Source organism: Desulfonauticus sp. (genome assembly GCF_055126295.1).
Window position 1 is genome coordinate 46825 of sequence record NZ_JBSRHE010000007.1, and the last position, 22700, is coordinate 69524.

General features: G+C 39.7%; 23 protein-coding genes and 1 tRNA gene. 3 read left to right on the top strand and 21 right to left on the bottom strand.

Annotated elements, in window-relative coordinates:
• Positions 1-74: 74 nt before the first annotated feature.
• Genes purN through ACTCIM_RS06045 form a run of 3 tightly spaced genes read right to left on the bottom strand, consistent with a single transcriptional unit; the run spans position 75 to position 4937 of the window.
• A complete protein-coding gene (gene purN / locus ACTCIM_RS06035) occupies positions 75-752 on the bottom strand; it encodes a phosphoribosylglycinamide formyltransferase (protein WP_464278998.1) in 678 nt (225 codons plus the stop codon).
• A complete protein-coding gene (gene cobA, locus ACTCIM_RS06040; protein WP_472314463.1) occupies positions 753-2276 on the bottom strand; it encodes a uroporphyrinogen-III C-methyltransferase in 1524 nt (507 codons plus the stop codon). It lies immediately after the preceding gene.
• 9 nt (positions 2277-2285) lie between these two features.
• The gene (locus ACTCIM_RS06045) at positions 2286-4937 is read right to left on the bottom strand and encodes a valine--tRNA ligase (protein WP_472314465.1); all 2652 of its coding nucleotides are present in this window, start codon (positions 4935-4937) and stop codon (positions 2286-2288) included.
• Between the two features lie 150 nt (positions 4938-5087).
• Here ACTCIM_RS06045 and ACTCIM_RS06050 point away from each other — a divergent pair, with 150 nt between their 5' ends.
• Positions 5088-6293, top strand: a complete 1206-nt coding sequence (locus ACTCIM_RS06050; RefSeq protein WP_472314469.1) for a BPL-N domain-containing protein — start codon at positions 5088-5090, stop codon at positions 6291-6293.
• Here ACTCIM_RS06050 and ACTCIM_RS06055 read toward each other — a convergent pair.
• The 18 genes from ACTCIM_RS06055 to ACTCIM_RS06140 all read right to left on the bottom strand — a co-directional run bounded on the left by ACTCIM_RS06055 (position 6264) and on the right by ACTCIM_RS06140 (position 19246).
• Complete coding sequence (locus ACTCIM_RS06055) at positions 6264-6656, bottom strand: DUF3568 family protein (RefSeq protein ID WP_464278994.1); 393 nt, start codon at positions 6654-6656, stop codon at positions 6264-6266. The genes ACTCIM_RS06050 and ACTCIM_RS06055 overlap by 30 nt on opposite strands.
• Complete coding sequence (locus tag ACTCIM_RS06060; RefSeq protein WP_472314472.1) at positions 6653-7438, bottom strand: HD domain-containing protein; 786 nt, start codon at positions 7436-7438, stop codon at positions 6653-6655. The genes ACTCIM_RS06055 and ACTCIM_RS06060 overlap by 4 nt, the downstream gene beginning before the upstream one ends.
• 186 nt (positions 7439-7624) lie before the next feature.
• Positions 7625-7825: a hypothetical protein gene (locus ACTCIM_RS06065; protein WP_464278992.1), complete on the bottom strand. Its 201-nt coding sequence runs from the start codon at positions 7823-7825 to the stop codon at positions 7625-7627.
• 15 nt (positions 7826-7840) lie between these two features.
• Positions 7841-8491, bottom strand: coding sequence for a thermonuclease family protein (locus tag ACTCIM_RS06070; protein ID WP_464278991.1), 651 nt, complete (start codon positions 8489-8491; stop codon positions 7841-7843).
• Positions 8481-10232: an RNA polymerase sigma factor RpoD gene (gene rpoD / locus ACTCIM_RS06075; protein WP_029966576.1), complete on the bottom strand. Its 1752-nt coding sequence runs from the start codon at positions 10230-10232 to the stop codon at positions 8481-8483. The genes ACTCIM_RS06070 and rpoD overlap by 11 nt, the downstream gene beginning before the upstream one ends.
• A 26-nt stretch (positions 10233-10258) precedes the next feature.
• The gene (dnaG, locus tag ACTCIM_RS06080; RefSeq protein ID WP_472314475.1) at positions 10259-11956 is read right to left on the bottom strand and encodes a DNA primase; all 1698 of its coding nucleotides are present in this window, start codon (positions 11954-11956) and stop codon (positions 10259-10261) included.
• The gene (locus ACTCIM_RS06085) at positions 11937-14225 is read right to left on the bottom strand and encodes an endonuclease MutS2 (RefSeq protein ID WP_472314478.1); all 2289 of its coding nucleotides are present in this window, start codon (positions 14223-14225) and stop codon (positions 11937-11939) included. Before ACTCIM_RS06085 ends, dnaG begins: the two co-directional genes overlap by 20 nt.
• A gap of 12 nt (positions 14226-14237) precedes the next feature.
• On the bottom strand, positions 14238-14684 hold the full coding sequence (locus tag ACTCIM_RS06090; RefSeq protein ID WP_464278986.1) for a GatB/YqeY domain-containing protein: 447 nt from the start codon (positions 14682-14684) through the stop codon (positions 14238-14240).
• On the bottom strand, positions 14684-14884 hold the full coding sequence (rpsU, locus tag ACTCIM_RS06095) for a 30S ribosomal protein S21 (RefSeq protein ID WP_029966568.1): 201 nt from the start codon (positions 14882-14884) through the stop codon (positions 14684-14686). Before rpsU ends, ACTCIM_RS06090 begins: the two co-directional genes overlap by 1 nt.
• 108 nt (positions 14885-14992) lie before the next feature.
• Positions 14993-15175 (bottom strand): hypothetical protein, encoded by a 183-nt coding sequence (locus ACTCIM_RS06100; RefSeq protein ID WP_464278985.1) that lies wholly within the window; start codon positions 15173-15175, stop codon positions 14993-14995.
• 21 nt (positions 15176-15196) lie between these two features.
• Positions 15197-15469: an HU family DNA-binding protein gene (locus ACTCIM_RS06105; protein ID WP_029966564.1), complete on the bottom strand. Its 273-nt coding sequence runs from the start codon at positions 15467-15469 to the stop codon at positions 15197-15199.
• Positions 15470-15620: 151 nt separating this feature from the next.
• Positions 15621-16400, bottom strand: a complete 780-nt coding sequence (gene rsmA, locus ACTCIM_RS06110; RefSeq protein ID WP_472314481.1) for a 16S rRNA (adenine(1518)-N(6)/adenine(1519)-N(6))-dimethyltransferase RsmA — start codon at positions 16398-16400, stop codon at positions 15621-15623.
• Positions 16387-16869 (bottom strand): DUF2062 domain-containing protein, encoded by a 483-nt coding sequence (locus tag ACTCIM_RS06115; RefSeq protein ID WP_464278982.1) that lies wholly within the window; start codon positions 16867-16869, stop codon positions 16387-16389. Before ACTCIM_RS06115 ends, rsmA begins: the two co-directional genes overlap by 14 nt.
• Before the next feature lie 64 nt (positions 16870-16933).
• Positions 16934-17509, bottom strand: a complete 576-nt coding sequence (locus ACTCIM_RS06120; protein WP_464278981.1) for a peroxiredoxin — start codon at positions 17507-17509, stop codon at positions 16934-16936.
• Positions 17481-17999 (bottom strand): TlpA family protein disulfide reductase, encoded by a 519-nt coding sequence (locus tag ACTCIM_RS06125; protein WP_464278980.1) that lies wholly within the window; start codon positions 17997-17999, stop codon positions 17481-17483. Before ACTCIM_RS06125 ends, ACTCIM_RS06120 begins: the two co-directional genes overlap by 29 nt.
• Positions 17989-18507 carry a ferritin family protein gene (locus tag ACTCIM_RS06130; protein WP_464278979.1) on the bottom strand — a complete coding sequence of 173 codons (519 nt, stop codon included), beginning with the start codon at positions 18505-18507 and terminating at the stop codon, positions 17989-17991. The genes ACTCIM_RS06125 and ACTCIM_RS06130 overlap by 11 nt, the downstream gene beginning before the upstream one ends.
• 20 nt (positions 18508-18527) lie before the next feature.
• Positions 18528-19031: a thiol peroxidase gene (gene tpx, locus ACTCIM_RS06135; protein ID WP_472314484.1), complete on the bottom strand. Its 504-nt coding sequence runs from the start codon at positions 19029-19031 to the stop codon at positions 18528-18530.
• 128 nt (positions 19032-19159) lie between these two features.
• A tRNA-Leu gene (locus tag ACTCIM_RS06140) sits at positions 19160-19246 on the bottom strand.
• A 174-nt stretch (positions 19247-19420) separates the two neighbouring features.
• On the opposite strand from ACTCIM_RS06140, the gene ACTCIM_RS06145 reads away from it, so the two are divergent.
• Positions 19421-19750 (top strand): Hpt domain-containing protein, encoded by a 330-nt coding sequence (locus tag ACTCIM_RS06145; RefSeq protein ID WP_029966527.1) that lies wholly within the window; start codon positions 19421-19423, stop codon positions 19748-19750.
• A gap of 6 nt (positions 19751-19756) precedes the next feature.
• On the top strand, positions 19757-22642 hold the full coding sequence (locus tag ACTCIM_RS06150; RefSeq protein WP_472314487.1) for an ATP-binding protein: 2886 nt from the start codon (positions 19757-19759) through the stop codon (positions 22640-22642).
• Positions 22643-22700 lie beyond the last annotated feature (58 nt).

The window sequence follows — 22700 nt, forward strand, 5'->3', positions numbered from 1 at the left end:
ATTACGCAAATAAAAAGTTGTCAACAAACCAGAGGGTTAAAGAAAAAAATTTTTTTCTAAATTATATCAAAAGATTAAAAAAAATCTTTTTCTAGCCCCGGAGATACCAGGCCTGGTTCCTCTATCGGTCCCAGAAAGGGTTTCATTTCCTTTTCTAACAAGACCTTGCGGCCTTGAATTTTCAATTTGCCCTCAGCCAGCCAGCTAAGGGCCTGGGGATAAATGCGATGCTCCCAGCGCAAGATTCTAGCTCCCAGGCTATCTCCATCGTCTTCAGGCAAGGCAGGAACCACAGCCTGAATAATAATGGGTCCATTATCCATCTTTTCATCTACAAAATGCACCGTACAGCCCGAAAGTTTTACGCCATAATCTGCAGCCTGTGCCTGGGCATGAAGCCCTGGAAAACTGGGAAGTAAGGCAGGATGAATATTTAAAATCCTGTGCGGAAAAGTAGAAACAAAAAGGGGAGAAAGGATGCGCATAAATCCAGCCAAAACCACCACCTCTGCACCCACTCCCCTAATAATCTTTATTAGTTCCTGTTCAAACCTTTCTCTACTTGGGTATTGCTGGTGCTCTACCACTTCGGTTTTTAAGTTATGTTTTTTAGCTCTTTCCAGACCATAGGCCTCAGGATTATTGGAAATAACCACCTTTATCCTGGCCTTTAACTTTTCTTCTTCTATTTTATCAATAATGGACTGAAGGTTGGAGCCACTGCCAGAAATAAGTACAGCCAGGGAAAGCATTTACTTTTCTCCTCTAAAAAAGGTCAAAATTGCTTCTAACAAACCATCAATGGTATACTCTTTAGCTTCTACCTGGGGAGTAAAACCAAACTTTTTTAAGGTATTGGAAGTAATGGGACCAATGGAAGCGAAATTTAGCTTTGCTAATTCTTCTCTGGATACCTCATCTCCTATTAAATGAAAAAAGTTTTCCACTGTAGAAGAACTGGTAAAAGTAACCAGGTCCATTTCTCCCTCTTTTATCCAGCTTAAAAGCTCTTCTTTTTTTCCCTGTCCCAGCCTGGTTTCATATACAGGCAAAATATCCACCCGGGCTCCAGCCTTATTTAACTCTTCAGGCAACACTTCTCTGGCCTTTTTAGCTCTGGGGATTAAAACCCTTTTGCCCTTAATTCCCAGCTTTAAAAGACCAGCAACCACCTCTTCAGCCACATATTTGGGAGGTACAAAATCAGGATAAATACCTACTTTTTGGAGTTCCTGGGCAGTGGCTGGACCAATAGCTGCCACCAAAAGTCCACCCAGGCTGCGGGCATCCATATTGGCTTTTCTAAGTTCTTGCCAGAAATACTTCACTCCATTTACAGAAGTAAAAATAAGCCAGTCATAAAACTCTAAATTGGCCAAAGCTTGGTGCAACAGACTATAATCAGAGAGGGGAACCACCTCAATGGTTGGGCATTCCAGCACACACGCCCCTAAAGCAGCTAGCTTTTGCTTAAATCCACTAGCCTGCTGCCTGGCTCGCGTAACCACAACCTTTTTACCCAACAGAGGTCTTTTCTCAAACCAATCCAGAGTATTTTTTAAAGTCACCACCTCTCCAACCACAATCAAAGAAGGAGCTTTAAACCCCTTTTCCTTGGCCTCTTGAGCCACTTTTTCCAGAGTGGAAACCAAACTACGCTGTTTGCAGGTAGTACCCCAGTGGACCAGGGCGACAGGCATATCTTTAGACATCCCGGCCTGTTGTAGATTGCTGGCTATCGAAGGTAGATTTTTTACGCCCATAAAAAAGACCAGGGTACTTTTACTTTCCACCAGGGCCTTCCAGTTGATTGCACTTTCGGGCTTTTTGGGATCTTCATGCCCGGTAATAAAAGAAACCGAAGAGGCAAAGCGCCTGTGAGTAAGAGGAATTCCAGCATAGGCAGGTGCAGCCACGGCTGAAGTTACGCCAGGCACCACTTCAAATTCAATGCCTGCTTCCACCAGTTCTTCTGCTTCTTCTCCACCCCGGCCAAATACATAAGGGTCTCCTCCCTTTAACCTGGCTACAACCTTACCTTCTCTGGCTTTTTCTACCAAAAGCTCATTTATCTTTTCCTGGGGTAAAGTGTGATCTCCCCCCTTTTTACCCACATAAATAATTTCTGCCTGAGGACAAAAATTTAAAAACTCCTCATTGGCCAGATAGTCATAAACCACCACCTGAGCCTGCTCTAAAATCTCCTTGCCCCTTAAGGTGAGCAAACCAGGGTCCCCGGGACCTGCACCAATTAAATATACCTTTCCTTTACTCATACCCCATCCTTAGACAATACTTTTAAGCCTGTTATAAAGCTTTTCTATCTTTTCCCTTTTTTCCTTATACTCAGCTTGTTTTGTTTTTTCCTTTTCCACCACTTGTTGTGGGGCTTTATTTAAAAAACCAGGATTGTTTAATTTCTTCTCTATTATGGTCAGTTCCTTATCAATCTTGGCAAACTCTTTTTCCAGGCGAGAAAGCTCAGCCTCAATATCCACCAACCCCTTTACTGGGACGAAAAATTCATACCCTTTAGCCACAAATCCTGCACACCCCTCAGGCTCTTTTAAGTCGCTCTCCACCTGCATATCTTCCAGTCTGGCCAAAAAGGTAATGAGCTCTCTATGAACTTCTAAAAATTCTCTGTCTTTGGGTTCAGCAACTCTGCCCAGTAATTTTACCTTTGTACCCAGGGAAATACCCAGTTCTGCCTTAATATTTCTCACTCCAGAAATAACTTCCTGCAAAAACTGCATTTCTTCTACTACCTTAGGCTTTATACATTCAGGCCTAAAGGGAGGATAGGGCAATTTTGAAAGGTTCTCTTCTTTTACTCCAGGCAAATAGGTCCAGACCTCTTGGGTTACAAAGGGAATAATGGGATGCAGTAAAACAAGAGTTTCTCCCAGGACCTGGCGCAAACAGGTTTTGGCCATTAGTTTAGCTTCCTTATCCTCTCCATACAGTACTGGTTTTATAAGTTCCAAATACCAGTCACAAAATTCATGCCAGACAAATTGATACAATACCTGGGCTGCTTCGTTAAAATTATAGCTTTCAATGGCAGATTTTACTTTTTCCTTAACCTCTTCTAAGCGATGTAAAATCCATTCATGCACTAATCCCTTTACATTTTCCAACTCACATTCAAAACAATTTTCATCTAAATTCATTAAAGCAAATCTAGAAGCATTCCAGATTTTATTGATAAAGTGTTTATAGCCTTCAATACGCTCTTCACTGAGTTTTATATCTCTGCCCATGGCAGCAAAGGCAGTGAGAGTAAACCTCAAGGCATCTGTTCCATACTTATCAATCATAATCAGAGGATCAATTACATTGCCCTTGGACTTGCTCATCTTTTGTCCCTGGGCATCTCGAACCAAAGCATGAATATAAACATCCTTAAAGGGCACATCCTGCATAAAATGCAGGCCCATCATCATCATACGCGCTACCCAGAAAAACAAAATATCAAACCCGGTAACCAGCACAGAAGTGGGATAAAACACTTCCAGTTCTTTGGTCTTATCTGGCCAGCCCAGGGTAGAAAAGGGCCAGAGAGCAGAAGAAAACCAGGTGTCCAAAACATCTTCTTCTTGCTTTAAGTTAGCACTTCCACACCCAGGGCACTGAGTTAAATCCTCACGGGAAACACTTAATTCCCCACACTCCTCACAGGTCCAGGCAGGAATGCGATGTCCCCACCAGATTTGTCTGGAAATACACCAGTCCCGAATATTGTCTAACCATTCAAAATAGGTTTTGGTCCAGTGTTCAGGGAAAATTTTGGTCTCACCTTGAGCCACAGCCTCTCTTGCTCTTTTGGCCAGGTCCTTTACCTTCACAAACCACTGCTTGGAAACATAAGGTTCAATCACAGTATGGCAACGATAACAGTGTCCCACACTGTGCCTATGTTTTTCTTGCTCTAGCAAATACCCCTGCTCAGCCAAACGCTCCAGGATTTTTTTCCTGCACTCAAACCTATCTAAACCAGCAAACTCTCCAGCTTCTGAAGTCATCTTGCCCCAGTCATCAATCACCTTTACCAAAGGCAAATTGTGTTTACGTCCCAGTTCAAAGTCATTCACATCATGGGCAGGAGTTACCTTTAAGCAGCCAGTACCAAACTCCCTGTCCACATATTCGTCTGCAATAATTGGAATTTTTCTACCCACCAAAGGCAAAATCACCTTTTTGCCTATCAGGTGTTTATAGCGCTCGTCTTCTGGATGTACAGCCACAGCTGTATCTCCCAGCATGGTTTCAGGTCTGGTAGTAGCAACCACTACTTCTCCAGAACCATCCTCCAGAGGGTAGCGTAAATGATAAAGACCGCCATCAATATCTTCATGCTCCACTTCCAGATCAGCTAGAGCTGTATGGCATCTGGGGCACCAGTTAATAATGTAATCACCTTGATAAATAAGCCCTTCTTCATAAAGGCGGACAAAAACTTCTCGCACTGCTCTGGACAGACCTTCGTCCATGGTAAAGCGAAGCCTGGTCCAATCTACAGAAGCACCTAATTTTTTTACCTGGTTTAAAATTTTATTGCCATATTCCTCTTTCCACTGCCAAACTCTTTCTACAAACTTTTCTCTGCCCAGGTCATCTCTGGTTTTGCCCTCTTGAGCCAGTTGCCTTTCTACCACATTCTGGGTGGCAATACCTGCATGGTCAGTACCAGGTACCCACAAAACATCGTAGCCCAATTGGCGATGAAAACGGCATAAAATGTCCTGCAAGGTGATATTAAGGGCATGCCCCATATGTAAGGTACCTGTAACATTAGGGGGAGGAATCACTATAGAATAAGGTCTTTTGACCTTTTCCACTTCTGGAGTGAAGGTTTTATTTTCTTCCCAATAACTAATCCACTTGTCCTCTATGTCCTTGGGTTCATAACCTTTTGCCAATTCTTTTACTGCCATCTACCCTCTCCTAAGTGAAGTTTCTGCTTTGCCAAATTGCTTCTTTGGTTATTGTGCCTTGCCTAAAAAATCAAGTTATTAACCAATAAAAAACTTATCAGTCCAGGCTTAATGCTTGCTTTTTTAACAGTCCTCTTTAAAGTAAGTCCTATGCAACCTTATATTGGGCTCTTCTGGGATGAATCTCACCTCTGGGGAATCTTAGTCTATCACTTTTTAAAACATTCCCGGGCAAAGTTTGTCCCTATTACAGCTAAAGAAATTGCTGCGGGCAAGCTAAACGACCTAAAACCCCAATGGCTCATTGTGCCTGGAGGCTGGGCCAGTTTAAAATTTAAAAAATTGGGAAGTGAGGGACAACAGGAAATAAAAAGCTTTTTGACCAAGGGTGGGAACTATCTTGGTTTTTGTGGCGGAGCAGGCCTGGCTTCAAGCTCTCCCAACTCCCTGGGCCTTTGCCCGCTTAAACGCAAAGAATTTAAACAAAGGCTGCCCAACTTTAGTGGAGATATCTGGTGCAAGGTCTTCAGTCTGGACAGGGAATTGCTTTTTCCAGTTTGGTGGCCTTCCCAGTTTGAGTGGGAATCCCATCATCCCCATCTGGAAGTGTTAGCTACCTATCAAAGGCCAGGTACAGACTTCTGGGTAAGTGATTTAAAGTTAGAAGATTTAAATCCAGGGGAGCTAAAAAAATGGGAAAACCTCTATGCCATAAACCTGGACCCTCTTCTTTTAACTGAGGAACCCTGTATCATTAGAGGCGATTTTGGAAAGGGAAAATATATTTTGAGCTACCCCCATTTAGAAACTCCCAACTCACCTCAGGCCAATACCTATCTTCAACAGCTTTTAGCCCTATCTCCTGCTTTTATACCGGATTTGGACTTTTTCTCTTCTACCCCTAAAAACACCTTCTTAGGTCATTGGAAAAAACAACTTTTAGACCTGATTGCCCTGGGAGAAGCCCATTTTCTACTTTTTAAGAGACGAAAATGGTTACTGGCCTGGAGAAGAGGAATTCCAGGTTCTTTTTTCAACTTCTTACTGGCCCTAATGTCCTTTTTAGAAGATGTGCCTGAAAACTTTTTGACCGATGAACAAAAGCAAAAAATAGAAGCTTTAAGCCAAAAGTTCCTGCACTTAAGTACCAGGTTTATTCTTAAAGAACGCTACCTTTTGAGCAAAACGCCCTCCACCCCCATAGCCAGTTCCAACTCTGAACAACAAAAACTCAAAAAATATCTTTTTGGCTCCTTTCCTGGCTACGGAGGTATTTATGGAGAACTAATCAACCTGCTGGATGAACTGGCTTTAGCCAAAGCCTGTCTAGAGACGAGCCAAAATCTTCTTCAATAGTTCTCTGGACCTGGCCTCATCACCTAAAAGGCCAACCCTTATATAAATCTTAGAAGTATGTCTGCTAATTCCTTCTATTTCTATCCAGATTTTTGTATCATCCAGAAAACTAGATTCTATATTAGCTTTATTAAGCTCAAGTTGGTCTTTATAAATAGGCAGCCCCATTCCCTTTAAGGCACTTAAACTTGCCTTATGTACTTTAGTATAATAAGCATTTACAGTATGAACAATCCTTCCTTTGTAATAAATAGCACCACCAGCACCACCAGCTCCTCCTACAAGCAACCAGAAACACCCACTAAGACCAAAAGTTAAAACCAGGAGAAACAATAGCTTTACTTTTAAAAAATTATTTTTCATCTTTCCACCCTCTCTAGAATAAATTGTTTAACCCTGCTGGTTACCTCTTTTACCTCAGGCAAGGGAGGTAAAAGGGTATTTAGCCGATTGAAATAGTCCCTTTCCTCAAATAAACTAAAGGTAGTGGGGAAATTGAAATCATAAACCCAGGAAAGCAAAAGCAACTTAAAGTCATTAACATACTGCATAGAGTTATAATTAACCAATTCCTGTCGGTACAGAGGAGCCAGGACCTGAGCACTTATCTTATCTGGTTCATCCAAAAGATTTAAAGTGACCACTTCATTTTTTTTACCATTACTTAAGTAGGAAAGAAGTACTTCAAAAATATCCAGTTTATCAGCGTCTCTTAAAGCAAAAACAATCTTTTTTACTTCTGCTGGAACTCTAGCAGGTACACTTAATTTATTATGCAAAATTACACTTACCAGTATCTTAGATTTTATATTTTTATCCAAACCAGAAAGCACACCCTCTTTTTTTAAAATCTTTACTCCCAACCTGCCATGATCCTCAGAGATATTGTCCTTAAAAGTTTTATATACCTTATATTGTTCAAATCTTCCAAGGTCATGGAAAAGTCCTGCCAGACTTAAAGCAAAACCATCTTCTCGAGAAAATTTTTCCTTTAAAGCAATCTTACAGGCATACTCATAGACCCGTAAGGAATGTTTTTGTTTTAAAAGAATGTTTTCCTGTTCTTTCTGATTTAAAGAATAAAATCTCTTAGTGTACTTTTTAAACCACTTTAAAAAAGGCTTTATTTCCTGTTCCAAAACCATTTTCGCTTCCCAGACTTAGAATACCTGCTCGCATCCTCTTTAAAAATACCTTTCGGGCCAAAGAGAAAACGCAAATAAAGAACAATAACCCCCAAGATAAGTCCTACAAAGGCAAATTTGCTTACGCTAAACCAAAAACCTGCCTCATAACCAGGACCAAAGGGCCAATATCGCCAAAAGGGCAATTTAGCGCTGAAAATAGGAAAAAAACTCTGGATGGACCAGAAGCTCAAAGCCATCTTCAACCTCATTTACAGCAATAACCATCTCTGGATTTAAACCCACATCCAAAGCCACTTCCTGGATTCTATACACTTCTTGCTCTAAATCCTGATTGTTTTCCTGAAACTTACTTACTAAAATCCAATCTGTTAAATTTTCACTCATAAATATCTCCTTCTTTTAATCAACTAAAGGCCAGGGAGTACACCCTCTAGCAGGGGCATAGCCCTTATAAAAGGCCTCGTAAAGAGAAAAAAATAAGCGTTTGTGCCTGGAAGAAATCAACTGGCCATTGGGACAGCTAAGCTGATGAAATCTCCTACTATAACTATTTCCCAGATAAGAACGCCTGGCTAAAGGCAACTCCAGTAATTTGGCCCAAAAGCCTTTTCTTAACCTCATCGCCTCTTGCTGCGCTTTTAACAACCGGGGATAAAACACTCCCTTGTGCTCAAAATAAAAGGCAAAGCCCTGAGCCAGCATTTCCCTGTTTATCCAATTTCCATCAGCAGTGTAAACCTGTGCAATTATGCGTCCAAACCTATCTTTTTCCACTTCTTCTAACTTTAATTTTTTACCCTTAACCAGTTTAAACAAAAAATATTTCGCTTCTCTGGCAAAGTACTGGTCTTTGCCTTTTCCATGTCCCAGTTCAGGGGCATCAATACTTTTTAAACGCAACTTCAAACCATTGCTTAAAAAAAGCGTATCCCCATCAATAGCAAACCTGGGGAACACCCAAATTGTCTGGGCAAAACTAAAACAAGGAAAAAATAAAATAAGGGCTAGGCCCAAAAAAAGACCTGCCCCTTTTTGCCTGTTAACTTTCATAATAGGATTTCAAACAACTGCTACGCATGGGATGCCTTAACTTACGCAAGGCTTTCGCCTCTATCTGTCTAATTCTCTCCCTGGTTACATTAAAAAGTTTACCCACTTCTTCTAAAGTGTGATCAGACTTTTCACCTATACCAAAGCGCTTGCGTAAGACCTGCTCCTCTCTGGGAGTAAGGTCAGATAGCAACTTATCAATAAGTTCAGACAATTTGGTGTGTACCACCTCTTCTGCTGGAGCTACAGCCTTTTTATCTTCTATAAAATCGCCCAAACTGCTATCTTCCTCATCTCCAATGGGGGTTTCCAAAGAAATGGGTTCCTTGGCAATACGCAGAACCTTTTTCACCTTCTCCACTGGATAATCCATTCTTTCTGCAATTTCCTCTGGAGTAGGTTCACGCCCCAATTCCTGCACAAGGTAACGAGAAGTCCTGACCAATTTGTTAATGGTCTCTATCATATGCACAGGAATACGAATGGTCCTTGCCTGGTCCGCAATAGCCCTGGTTATAGCCTGCCTAATCCACCAGGTGGCATAAGTGGAAAACTTATACCCCCTCTGATATTCAAACTTATCCACAGCCTTCATCAAACCAATATTACCTTCTTGAATTAAATCCAGAAACTGCAGTCCTCTATTGGTATATTTCTTGGCAATACTTACTACCAAACGCAGATTTGCCCTAATCAACTCCTGTTTAGCCCTTAAAGCATCTTTATAACCCTTTTCTATTCTCCACAAAACTTCTTCTAAATCGTATACATCGTGTTTACATTTTTCTTCCAATCTTTCTAAAATTTCTTTTTTAGCATAAATCATTTCTTTAAAAGAAAACAATTCCTCTACTGTCATATTAAGTTCATCTGCAGCTACTACTGGATTTATTTCTCTCTTTTCCAACTTTTCAAATAGGCTAAAAACCTCTTCCTGTGTTTTACCTAAAGAGATTATATAAGCACTTATATCTCGCATACAGTTATGCATCTGCCTTACATAATCTCTAACCATTTCTATCAATCTATCTACCAATGTTTTTTCCAGTTTTATACTACATAGCCTATCCACAACTTCTTTCTTATAATCTATAATTCTTTGCTGAATGGCAAAAACTCTCTTTTCTAAAGTAGCAGTGTCATCCAACCTATCGTAAATAGTTTTTTTCTTTTTATAAATTTGCTTAATTTCATCTAAATACTTAATTACCCTTTGCCTTTGATTCATTTCTTCTTCTGCAGGGTCGTCCTCTTCAATTGTCTTAACCACATCTTTTAATTTTACCTTTTCTTTCTTTAAATCTTCACCTACTTTTATAAGTTCTTCTACTACTACGGGAATTTCTACTAAAGCATATAAAACTTCCAGTTCGCCAGCTTCTATCTGTTTGGCTATAGCTACTTCCCCTTCTCTATCCAAAAGGGCAGCAGCTCCCATTTCTTTTAAATACATACGAACAGGGTCTTTTCCACCTCCAACATCTTCTTCTAAATCTTCTTCTGTAACGCTTTCTACTATATCAGAGGTGTCCTCTGGAACTACACAAATGGGTCTTCCAGCCTTTTCATCCACAATAGTAATGTCCAGCTGGTCAAAAATAGAAATAATTTCTTCTACTTGCTCGGGACTATTGACATCTTTGGGAAGAGCTTTATTTAACTCTTCAAAAGTTAAAAAGCCTTTTTTCTTGCCTTCAGCAATAAGAGCTTTAATTTGTTGGACGTCCTTTAAAGATTTCATACTCCCCCCTTCCGCTATTTAAATTTTCAAACCTCTTGCTCAGCAAATTCTTTTTGTAAAAGGCCCAAAATTCTTTTGGTTTCAGCTAAATCTCCCCTTCTTTGAGCTCTAGCTAAAGCCAAAAACAAATTTTGCTTGCGCAATTTTTTATCCTTATTCAGCATTTTCTGGCGTAACTCTTTTAATAGTTCTTTTTTTTTATCCTGGAAAAAATCTTCTCTTAACTTACTCTGAAAGTAAAAGTTACTCTCCTCAGGGGTAAATTCCCTTACATCTGAATCCTGTATTAACTTTTGCCAAAACACCCTGGCTTCTTTACTCTGAAAAAAATGCTCCACCCCCTCTTCAGCCAATTCCCTGGCTTCCTTGGGGAAAATAACTCCTATCAACAGGACTTCTTTGTCCCAGGGGGTAAAGTGTTCTTTTTCCTTTTTCTCGGCAATTTCTAACTTATTGTCTATAATATCTAAACTTGCTCGTAATTCTTTTTCGCTTATCTTAAGACCTGTAGCTATGGCTGAAAGATAAAACCCCTTTAATTTGAAATCTCTTACTTTTTTTAGAAAATCTTTAATCCAGCTAGCTTGCTCTCTGGGAGATTTATTTTCTCTAACCATTTTTAAACAATAGGCAAGACCTTCCTGACCTTGAGAGAGAACTTCTTGCAGATGCTCTGGACCATATTTTTTTAAAAAGCTATCCGGATCTTCTCCTTCTGGCAGCAGAGCCACTGCACAATTTATTCCTTCAGCCAGCAACATTTCAGCACTGCGCCAAGCAGCTTTTTTCCCTGCAGCATCTCCATCCAGAAGCAAAATCACCTTTGAAGCCAATTGGGCAAGCTTTAAGACCTGCTCCCTGGTCAAGCTGGTCCCTAAAATAGCACAACTGTTTTTAAATCCAGCCTGCACCAAAGCCAAAACATCCAGATAACCTTCACTCAAAATAGCTTCTTTTTCTTTAAGAATATGGGACCTGGCTTCATAAAGGCCGTATAAATGCTCACCTTTTTTGTAGATAAGACTTTCATTGCTATTTAAATACTTGGGGTCTCCCTCCCCTAAAACCCTTCCTCCAAAGGCAATGGTTCTCCCCTGTAAATCCCTTATGGGGAACATCAACCTATCTCGAAAACGGTCATAAACCTGGCCTTTATCATTTTTGACCAAAAGTCCACTCTGGACAGCCAGGTTAATATCTATGCCCTTGCTTTGAAAATATTTTTCCAAACCATGCCAGTCAGCAGGACTATATCCCAAAAGAAAAGTTTTCTGCACCAGCTCTGATACCTGTCTAGAAGCTAAATATTTTCTGGCCTTAACTCCATTTGAAGATTGCAGTTGCTTTTTAAAAAAATCTGTAGCCAGCTCATAAAGTTCGAAAAAAGTTTTTCTGGAACTACTTTTTCCCTTACCAAGATAAAATTTAATCCCTGCTTCTTCAGCCAGGTCTTTTAAAGCTTCTTTAAACTCCAAACCATTTATTCTCTGATAAAAGGAAATAACATCACCAGCAGCCTGACAGCCAAAACAATAAAAAAAACCCTTCTCTGGATTTACATTAAAGGAAGGTTTGGTTTCCTGATGAAAGGGGCAAGGAGCTACATATCGCCCCCCTACCTGACGCAATTCTACATAACGACCTACAATTTGAACAATATCCAGACGTTCTTTAATTTCTGTTACTAATTCTTCTAAATCCATATTAGTTTTTGAGTTTGACAATGGTTGCTCCTTCTCCGCCTGCTTCTAAAGGAGCAAAAGAAAACTCTTTGACCACAGAATGATTACGCAAATGTTGATGAACAGCTTGTTTAAGAACTCCGGTTCCCTTGCCATGGACTATTTCTAATTCTTGAACTCCTTTTAAAAGAGCACCATCTATGTATCTATCTACTTCCATTAAGGCTTCTTCCACTGTAAGGCCGCGTACATCCAGTTTTAAAGGCAACCTGCTGGAGGCAGACACTTTGACTTTAATGGATTGGTCTTTTTGCTCTTTTTTTGTTAATGGCGCCAAATTAGAAAAATCACTCCACAAACTAATTCCGCCCAAATCCACCTTACACTGCTGTTTTTTTTCATCTATTTCCAAAATTTTAGCTTCCTTATTCCAGGGTAAATACAAACATTGAGTATCTTTTTTCGGTACAAAAGCTTCTCTGCTCTTCTGTATTTTATTCGGCTCTTTTACCTTATCTCTTAACTTGCTCAATTTTTCTAAGGCCAACTTGCGAGACAGTTTTTCTTTTTTCCACTGGGTTAAAATAGTAGTTTTGGCCTCTTGAATTTCTTTTTCCAGGGAATGTTTTTCTTCTTTTAATCGCTTTAAGGCCTTTTTCAGTTTGCTAACAATCTTTTCTCTTTTTTGCTTAAACTTTTCCAGCTCCTGCTCTTTCATCCATACCAGCTTATTAAGCCTCTCCAGCAAGGCTTCCTGTTGCTTACCCTCTCCTCCTAAAAGTTTACTGGCCTTGTTCAGTACTTCTGGCAACAGTCCAATGTTTTTAGCCACCTCCAGAGCATAACTGGCTCCCACCTGGTCATAGGTAAGCTGGTAAAGGGGCTTTTTGGTCTGAGGGTCAAAAAGGACAGAAGCCACCCTCAACTCAGGTGAACTTACAGCATACAACTTCACTCCAGGGAAATGGGTAGCACAAAGCAACCAGCTACCTTTTTCCAGAGCATATTCCATAACGGCCTGAGCCAAGGCAGCCCCCTGGGCCGGGTCAGTGCCAGCACCAAATTCATCTAAAATGAGCAAGGAAGAAGAGTCCAAGACCGGCAAACATTCTTTTAAAAAACTAACCTGGGCAGTAAAAGTACTAAGGCTTTCCTCCAGGCTTTGTTCATCTCCAATTATAGTCCAGATATGGGCAAAATAGGGGAGCTTACTTTCTTTAGCACAAGGGACAGGTAAGCCACAGCTAACCATAAGGGCAATGAGCCCCAGGGTTTTTAAACAAACGGTTTTCCCTCCTGCATTGCCCCCGGTTATTATCAAACCCTTTTGTCCTGGCTCCAGAACTATATCTACAGGTACAACCTTTTGCTTTAAAAGCACCAGAAGTGGATGCCTGGCCTCTTTTAACTCTAATTTTTCCTCACTTGTTAAGTTAAGAGGATTTGCCTGTAGTTTTATCCCCACTTTTATCTTGGCCAAAAATACATCCACCAGCACCAGAAAGTTATAACAGGCATGCAAGGCTTCTTTTTCCTGTCTTGCCAGCTGGCTCAAATACTCTAAGACCTTTCTCTGCTCTTCTTTTTCTGTAATTTTTAACTGCTGCAGATGATTATTTAGCTCCACCAAAAAGTAAGGTTCAAAATAACAGGTTTCTCCACTTTGAGAATAGTCATGGACAATACCCTGCAACTTACCTTTAAAGTTAGTTTTTAAGGCCAAAACATATCTATCAGCAGCCAGAGTCAAATACTCATCCTGCAGGTAGTGACTGATCTTTTCATCCTGGAGAAACCTTTCTACCTTTTTCCTGCACCTGGCGTGAATGCTTCTAATTTCCTGGCGCACCGCATAAAGACCAGGAGAACTCTCATCCCGCAGTTCACCTTCCTTAGATAGACAACGAAAAATAGCCTGTTTTAGTTTAAGAGGTTCTTCTATGCTCTCCCAATACTGGGTTAAAAGAGAAAGGGAGAGGGATTTCCCTTTTTCTAACCAGCTAAAAACCTTGTCTTGCTCTACAAAAAAACTTTGCAACCCCCAGAGGTCTTCCAGACTAAAAATAAAAATTTCTTTCTCTAAAGAAGAGAAAAGAGGAGATAAATCTGGAAAAAAATTCAAATTAAGGGGCTGATGAACAAAAAGCTCCCAAAATTCCCGAAGCAAATTCTGACTTTCATTGATATCTTGCAGGGAAGAATAGGGTTTTAAATTACTAAAAAAAGACTTCCCTCCCTCTGAAGAGGTTCCTTGCTGAAAAAACTGGAGCACCTTTTCTAGCTCCAGGGCTTTTAAGGTTTTGGGGTGCATAGTATATGGATTTTAAGAAGAAAGTTTTTCTCGAACCAATTGACTTAGTTGCTTACCATCCACCTGGCCAGGATACTTTTGCATTAGATAAGACATTACCTTGCCCATATCCTTAAGACCAGCAGGCTTTAACTCCTTAAGGGCATTTTCTATCGCCTCTTCCATTTCTTGGGCAGACATCTTTTGAGGCAAATAAGACTTTAAAATCTCCAGTTCTTGTTCTTCTTTTAAGGCTAAATCTTCTCGACCACCCTGCCTAAATTGAGTGGCAGCATCTTCTCTTTGCTTGGCCTCTTTACTTAAAACCTTTAGAATTTCTTCCTCAGTCAGAGGACGCTTTAATTCTACTTGTTTGTTTTTTAAGGCTGTCTTGACCATACGCAAGACAGCCACTTTTAATTCTTCTTTAGCCTTTAAGGCCTGCAAAAAGTCTTTTTCCAGTTGAGTAACTAAAGACATTACATGGACCTTAATTTGCGCAATTTTTTCATCAAGCGCTTCTTTGCTGCAGCTTCTTTTTTTCTGCGCTGCACGCCAGGCTTTTCGTAGTGTTGCCTTTTTTTCAACTCAGAAAGAATCCCAGCTTTTTCCACCTGTTTCTTAAACTTACGCAAGGCAAACTCAAAATTCTCTTCTCCGCTTAAAAAAACTCCTGGCAAAAAAATCACCCCCTTTATCTAAAAAAATCGTTCTCTTTTAATGCTGAAAAAAGAAAAAGGCAAGGAAAAAGACTCCCCTTTTCCCTTGCCTAAAAATAACCAATTCTTTTAATGAGCCTTACTTCTTTTCTCTTTCAAAGTATCGGCAATGGATTTAAAAACTACAACTGCTACCCCTGTGCCAATAACAGCTAAAACTCCATAAAGCACGCCAAAGAAAATGGCATGGTCTGGAGACCACCAGGGAAGGTCTTGGGGCAACATGCTTTGAATGGTCTCACCATGTAACATCGTTTTCTGACCTCCTAAAAACTACTTAACAGCATCTTTAAGCATCTTGCCAGCGCGGAACTTTACCACCTTACAGGCAGGAATTTGAATTTCTTCTCCTGTACGAGGGTTGCGACCTGTTCTAGCTGCTCTTTCGCCTACCTCAAAAGTACCAAAACCGGTCAAGGTCAATTTCCCCTCTTTGACCAAAGCCTCTTCCACAGAAGCCAAAAAAGCATTTAAAGCCTTTTCAGCAGCAGCCTTTGTTAAACCTGATTTCTCTGCAATCATGGCAATAAGATCGCCTTTAGTCATTATCAGTTCCTCCTTTTAAAACTTTTAGACCAAAAAATATCCCTACCCCTTTGATTATGCCTTTTTAAACAACTACAAAGCTAGCCAAAACAAAATTTTTAAGGTTTAGTCAAGATAAATTTAGGTTTTTGGCTAAAAAGTTATCTTTTTTCTAAAAAAATTTTAGTGCCAACCTAAAAAAATCCTCTTTACTTAAGTCTTCTGGTCTAACTCTGGGGTCCAGGTTTAATTCTTCTAGTTCTTTTTCCACTTTATATCCCAGATAATTACGCAGGATTCTTTGTAATTGCTTTCTTCTCTGCTGAAAAACCACTTTTAAACACTTTTGTAAAGATTTTTTTTCCCTTGTATCTATTTCAACTTTTCGAGGATAAAAAATTAAAACCGAAGAGTAGACCTTGGGAGGAGGGAAAAAAACTCCAGGAGGTACAGAAAAAAGAATTTTAGGTTTACTAAAAAACTGTAACCAAACACTTAACAAACCATATTGCTTGTTGCCTGGCTTAGCTACAATCCTTTCTGCCACTTCCTTTTGCACCATAAATACAGCTAGTTCATAACTAAAAAGTTCACTAAAAATATTCCACAGCAGCGGAGAAGCCACATTGTAGGGAAGGTTCCCTACTAGTTTTAATTTTTCAAATCTATTTAAACGTTTCCAGTCAAAAACCAGGCCATCTGCACAGATTAAGCTTAAAAGTGGTAATTTCTGCCTGAGTGCTAAGCAAAGCTCCCAGTCCTTTTCCAGAGCAAAAAAATATCTATAGGGACTTTCTTCTAAAAGAAAAGTAAGTGCCCCCCTGCCCGGGCCTATTTCTAAAACAGTATCTTCTGGCTCTAGATTGAGGGCCTTTACGATTTTTGCACAAATATTTTTATCTTTTAAAAAGTGTTGTCCTAAACTCTTTTTAGGAAAATTAGGGGTTAACAAGATTATATTTCTTCTCCAATCTCTTTTGGTTATACTTTTTTAAAACCTTTACAAAGATAAAATAAGTTAAAATAGCCGCAGGTAGTCCCAAAATAGCACCACCTAAACACATCATTCCAAAGACATCCCAGCCAGCCTTTAATATCTCTTTCATCTCAAAGGAAGTTAAACTATAGGCGACTTCTCCTGGCCAGAAAAACTTCCCTACCAGATAAAAAAGATAATACAAAAAAGGGATATTTAAAGGATTGGAGACCCAAGTACCCAAAGCTGCACCCAGTTTATTGCCTTTAACCAAAAAGGCCAGACTTACTGCAGTCACTATTTGAAAAGGCACTATGGGTAAAAATCCCACAAAAACACCCACAGCTAAACCCAGGGCCACTTTATGGGGATGCGCTCTAATTCTTAAAATCCTCAAATACCAATAGCGGACATACCTCTTCAACCTATAAAAAAGCGTACTCACCTCTTCCTCTGTTATTTGGAATAGAGAGGAATTAAGAAGATTTTCCAGGCAGGTCAAACAAAAATTAGGGTAAAGAATCCAGGGCCTGTTCAATAACTTCCAGGGACGGGCGTCTGTTGATATCTTCTACATAAATCCAGCGAATAATCCCCTGTTTATCAATTAAAAACAAAGCCCTTTCTGCCACTCCATCGCCTCTAAGCACTCCATAAGTAGAAGCCACTTGACCGTGGGGCCAAAAGTCAGAAAGCACAGGGAACCATACTCCACCCATCTCCTTTACCCAGGCATAAAGGGTAGGTACATTATCCACACTAATACCCAGAATAACAGTATTGTGCTGGTCAAAAATAAACTTAGTCAGATTATACCCTGGCCACTGATCCGAACACACTGGCGTCCAGGCAGCAGGCACAAAGGAAAGCAATACATTCTTCTTACCCCGAAAATAAGAAAGGCGCACCTTTTTCCCTGAGATAGAAGGAAGTTCAAAATCAGGAGCCAGCTCTCCCACTTTGACCTTAAGCACACTATCACGCGGTTTTAGTTTACCCACCTGATAGATATTTAAGGCCTGGCTTAAGGAAAAGGCAGAGAAAAAAATCACCACACTAAGAAAAATTGTTTTTAATTTGAACATACAATTTCTTCCAATCCTGTAATTCTCCTGCATGCATATAAACAACCCGGAACCCCTTATCTGTTTTCTTTAACACAAAAAAATAGGGAGTACCTAAATTGCCAAAAAGCTCTAAAAAACGGTTTTGCTCATCCCAAAAAAGGGGAAATTCAATTTTAAAGGAGTTTCTAAAGACCTCTACTTCTCTTTTGGTATTCCCAATACCCAGGCCCAGCAAGGTCACTTTAGAAGCAGGAAAATCTGCTCTTAGTTTGGCATAGAGTTTATTGACCACAGGAGCATCTTTCTGGCAGTGGGGACAATACATATTAAAAATCTGCACTACCACCACTTTGCTTTCAATCTCATCCAGGCTTTTAAACTGGTAAGCAGGGTCAAGCCCGTTTTCTAAAGAAAGGTTAGGGAAAATCTCCCCCCTTTCCCAGGCATAACTATTGACTGGAAGCAACCCCAAAAGTAGCAAAACTAAAGCAAAAAACTTACGCGCCATCAAGACTAAAACCTCCTTTACCCATAGCCCATCCTTCTGGGTCTTCATAGTAATAACTTAAATCAGAAAGCAAAATATAATGCATTTTTTCTTCCTGGACCATTTTAGTTAAAAACTCTTTTACCACTGCACTTTGGGCTTCCTGTAATTTCTGGGAATAAAAATCCACCAAATTCAATTCAAATTCTATCCCCATATCCAGAGCTTCTAACTTCTGGGTACATACGCTTTTTTTATCTTTATACTTTTTTACCAGGTTCTGAAAAACCTCATTGGGAGTTGGCTCAAAGGGACATTCCCTGCAAACCACTTCCACCTCTATCCCTTTCTCCAGTTTGGCCACTATTTCCTTAATCCTCTTTATATGCTTTAGCTCTTCATCCCTAAGTAAGGTAAAAACTTCTCTGGTATAGGGGTCATTACATTTTTCTAACATGCTGGCATAAAAATTATATCCCCTTTCTTCCATTTCCAGGGCTTTACAAAACCACTTTTGTAACTCTTGCATCTTTTACTCCTGCAAAACTTTTAAGTTAACTTAGAGATAACTTCCAAAACTTCCTCATAATCTGGCTCCTGGGCTACTTCTGGAACCAGCTGGCTATAAACCAGATTCCTCTGGCCATCCAAAACAAAGATAGCCCTGGCCAACAAACGCAAATCCGCAATTAACACCCCTAAGGCCTTACCAAAGGAAGCATAGCGATAATCTGAATAGGTATGCACCTTTTGTCCTTCTAATTGACCACACCAGCGCTTTTGAGCAAAGGGTAAGTCCATGCTAACAATGGCAATCTCTACCTTGGAACTGAGCTTGCTGGCCTCAGCATTAAAGCGCCTTGCTTCTAAATCACAAACAGGTGTATCCAGAGAAGGAACACTGACCAAAACCAGAATTTCAGACCCAAAATCCTCCAGCTTAACTTCCTTAAGGTCATTGTCCACCACTACAAAGGAAGAAACCTTTGTACCCACAGAAGGAAAAGTGCCTTCCAGTTCAAAGGGAGCTCCCTGTAAAGTTACTTTAGTCATTATATCCTCTCCTTTTGCTATTTTTAAAACTATATAAGCCAAAACCATCCTCTCAGTAAAGAGGAGAAACAAAAAAAAGAAAAAAACAAAAAAGCCCTTAAGGTGAAATCCTTAAGGGCTTTTTTTCCTGGTGCCGGGGGCGAGACTCGAACTCGCACGGACCGAAGTCCACTGGATTTTGAGTCCAGCGCGTCTACCAATTTCACCACCCCGGCGAAGAGTTTCTTTTCTATCCAAAGCCTAAAAAAAGTCAAGTTCATTTTTTGCCCCTACTAAAATAGGTACCCCCTTTTCTCTAAACCTTTTCCCTTTTACAGAGCAAACCATTTGACAAAAAAACTATTTTTTTAGAATGGATTTAAACTGGAAAAATTCTCAGGGAGAAACAAATGGATTTAAAAGAAATCAAAGCAAAACTGGAAAAAGAATTAAAATTAAAAAAAGAAATCATAGAAGATCTCCTGGAAAAATATAAAGAAAACACAGAAAAAGAGCTAAAGGAAATCAAGCAAAAAATAAAAGAAGCAGACCTTTCCCAGGCTAAAAAATTATTACATAAACTAAAAGGCACTTCCTTTAACCTGCGCTTAAATGACCTGGGTGAAATGGCAGCTAATTTGTACAAAAAAATAGAAAGTTTAGACCCTGAAGAGATAGATAAAAAACTTTTGGAACTGGAAGAAAAATTTAAAAAACTTTTTCAAAAGGCAAAAGATTAAATCTTAATGACTGAGAGTAAAGTTTTAATTGAAAATTTGCTGCAAAAATTATCTGAAGTAAAGACTTTTGCAGATTTAACGCAATTAACCACTTCTTTTTTCCTGGAGTTACTGCAGGCCAAAGCCGGAGCTTTTTTCCTTTACCAGCCCCACATCAAGTCACTCCAGGCCATTTACCATATGGGATTTGATTCCCCTCCTCCTCAACACCTCCATTTTTTACCCTTCAGGGGGTCTTTAAGTGGAAAAGCTCTGGCCCAAAAGCAAATAGCCTTGCACAAGATAAAAGAAACTACAGATAGTTTATTTGCTCCAGCCCTGGATTTTTTGCGTCAGGAACGCATTACCTTTGCTCTCTACCTCCCTCTTTATTTTTATGACAAACCCTTAGCTACCATTAACCTCTATTTTTTAAAAAAACCCCAAACAATAAATTTTAAGCTCTTAAATAACATAAGTCAGATTACGAGCCTGGCCCTAGGCAGCCTGAAAGAACTGGAACGCAAACAAAGAGAATTAAAAGCTCAAAATCTTAGTTTAAAAAAATTAAGGCAGAAAAACTTTTTACTTAACTTTGTCCTGGCTAAAAATAGTCTTTTTACCTGCATATACTTTACCAAACAAAAAACATTTTTCCCCGAGCAAAACTGGGTTGAACATTTTAGCTCTCTTGCCAGTTTTTCTCTGGAGCAATTTTTTAATTCCATCCACAAAGCAGAGCAAGAAGAAGTAAAAAAACAAGTACTTTCCTTTTTAGCTTCAGAAAAAACAGAATTAACCATTGAATATAGGGTTAAGGTAAAAAAGTACTGGTATTGGGTCCAGGAATCCTGGTTAAAAGAAAGCAGGGAAAAGATTATCCTGTTAAGAAAGGATACAACCAAAGAAAAACACTATACAATTACCGCCCAGCTCCTTTCCAGTATTATTACCCAGTTTAAACCAGAAGTATCCCTAGAAGACTATTTATACAGGATATACGAAGAAATAAATAGGCACTTGAAGAGCAAAAACTTCTTTGTAGCTCTAGTTGATGAAAACAAAGATAGACTCATATTTCCTGTTTTTATTGATGAAAAAGATAAAATCTATGAAATAAAAGACATCAGCAATCCTCAAACCCAAAGTATGACTCTAGCTGTTATTAGGCGTCAAAAACCCCTTTTTTTAAAAGAAGAGCATAAAAAAATCCTCCAGGAAAAAGGTATCCTGGGTTGGGTGGGAACTTCTTCCAAAATATGGATAGGAGTCCCTCTGATAGTACAAAATAAAGCCATTGGTGCTCTGGTAATCCAGGACTATGAAGACCCTGAGTATTTTACAGTCAAAGAGTTAAAAATTTTAAAGTCTATTTCTCACTATGTAGCCCTGATTATAGAGCATAAAAAGAATTTAGAACATATTCACCACACGCAAAAAAAATTAGATGCAGCCATTAGTGGGGGCAAAGTAGGGCTCTGGGAAAGGAACCTTAGCACCGGCAAACTCACCATAAACCAAGAGTATGCCCAGATGTTGGGCTACACCAAAGAAGAATTGGAGCAATTAAAAGACCCCTTTTGGGACCTGCTCCACCCAGAAGAAACTTCTAAAATAATAGCAAATGATAGCAAACTCCTTAAAGGAGAAACTTCCTTTTCAGAGACAGAAGTGCGTTTAAAGGCCAAGGATGGGACCTGGCGCTGGATTTTATCCCGGGCTGTTTTAGGGGAGGTAAGTGAAGATAATAGACCTCTAACCCTTGTAGGTACACACATAGATATTCATAAACTAAAAGAAGCGGAAAAAAAAGAACAAGAATTACAACAAAAGCTTTTTCAAAAACAAAAGCTAGAGTCCCTGGCTACTCTGAGTACAGGCATTGCCCATGATTTTAACAACCTTTTGCAGATACTTAGCAACAACCTCAAAAAACTAAGCAAGGAACTACCCAAGTACCATAAAAACCTTGATTATCTCTTACAAACCTGTTTGCGAGGTCAAAACCTCGTTAAACAAATCTTTAACTTTCTGGCAGAAGAAAAGGAAAAATTTATTCTTTTCAACTTAAGCCAGCAAATTGAAAAGTCTTTAGATATGTTTCAGGAGCTTATTCCCAGAGAGATTACCCTGCAAAGAGAGATTGAACCAGACCTTTACCTGCTAGGAGACCCTTCCCTTATAGAGCACGCCCTGTTTAACCTTCTTAAAAACAGCAAAGAAGTATTAAGTTCTAATGGACTTATTAAAGTAAAATTATCTGCCCAGGAGGATAAAGTTTTACTCCAGGTAGAGGACAATGGGCCAGGGATACCTCCAGAAATTCAAAATAAAATCTTTGACCCCTTTTTTACCACCAAAGCCATTGGCCAGGGCTCAGGCCTGGGGCTTGCCTCGGTCTACGGCATTGTTAAAAAACATGGGGGAAACATCTCCCTTCACTCTAGGCCAGGAGAGGGCACTACCTTTATTTTGAGCTTTCAACTAGCCTCTGGCCTACAGGAACCAGCTAATTTTAAACAAAGCTGGAACCAGCCTGCCTTTACCCGCCAACCACTTATTTTAGTAGTAGAAGATGAATCCATGATTTTGGAAGTGACCAGAGATTTCTTAGAAGAACATAATTTTAAAGTGCTCACCGCCCAAAATGGCAAGGAAGCTGTGGAAATGGTTTCTAAACACCCTCATCTGGATTTAGTACTTCTGGATCTGGGCTTGCCTGGACTCAGGGGAGAGGAAGTAGTAGAGAAAATTAAAAATTTAAATTTTCAAGGCAAGATATTGCCCACCTCTGGCTATCTAAACCACCCCTTTGCCCAGAATCCTCAGCAATATGGCCTGGCTGGATTTATGGGCAAACCTTATGACTTAGACCAGCTTTTGCAAAACATCTATCAGGTTTTACAAACCTAGCCCAGCTTGACACCTTTTCTAACCTTACCTAACATCAATAAAATTAACCAGAAGGAGG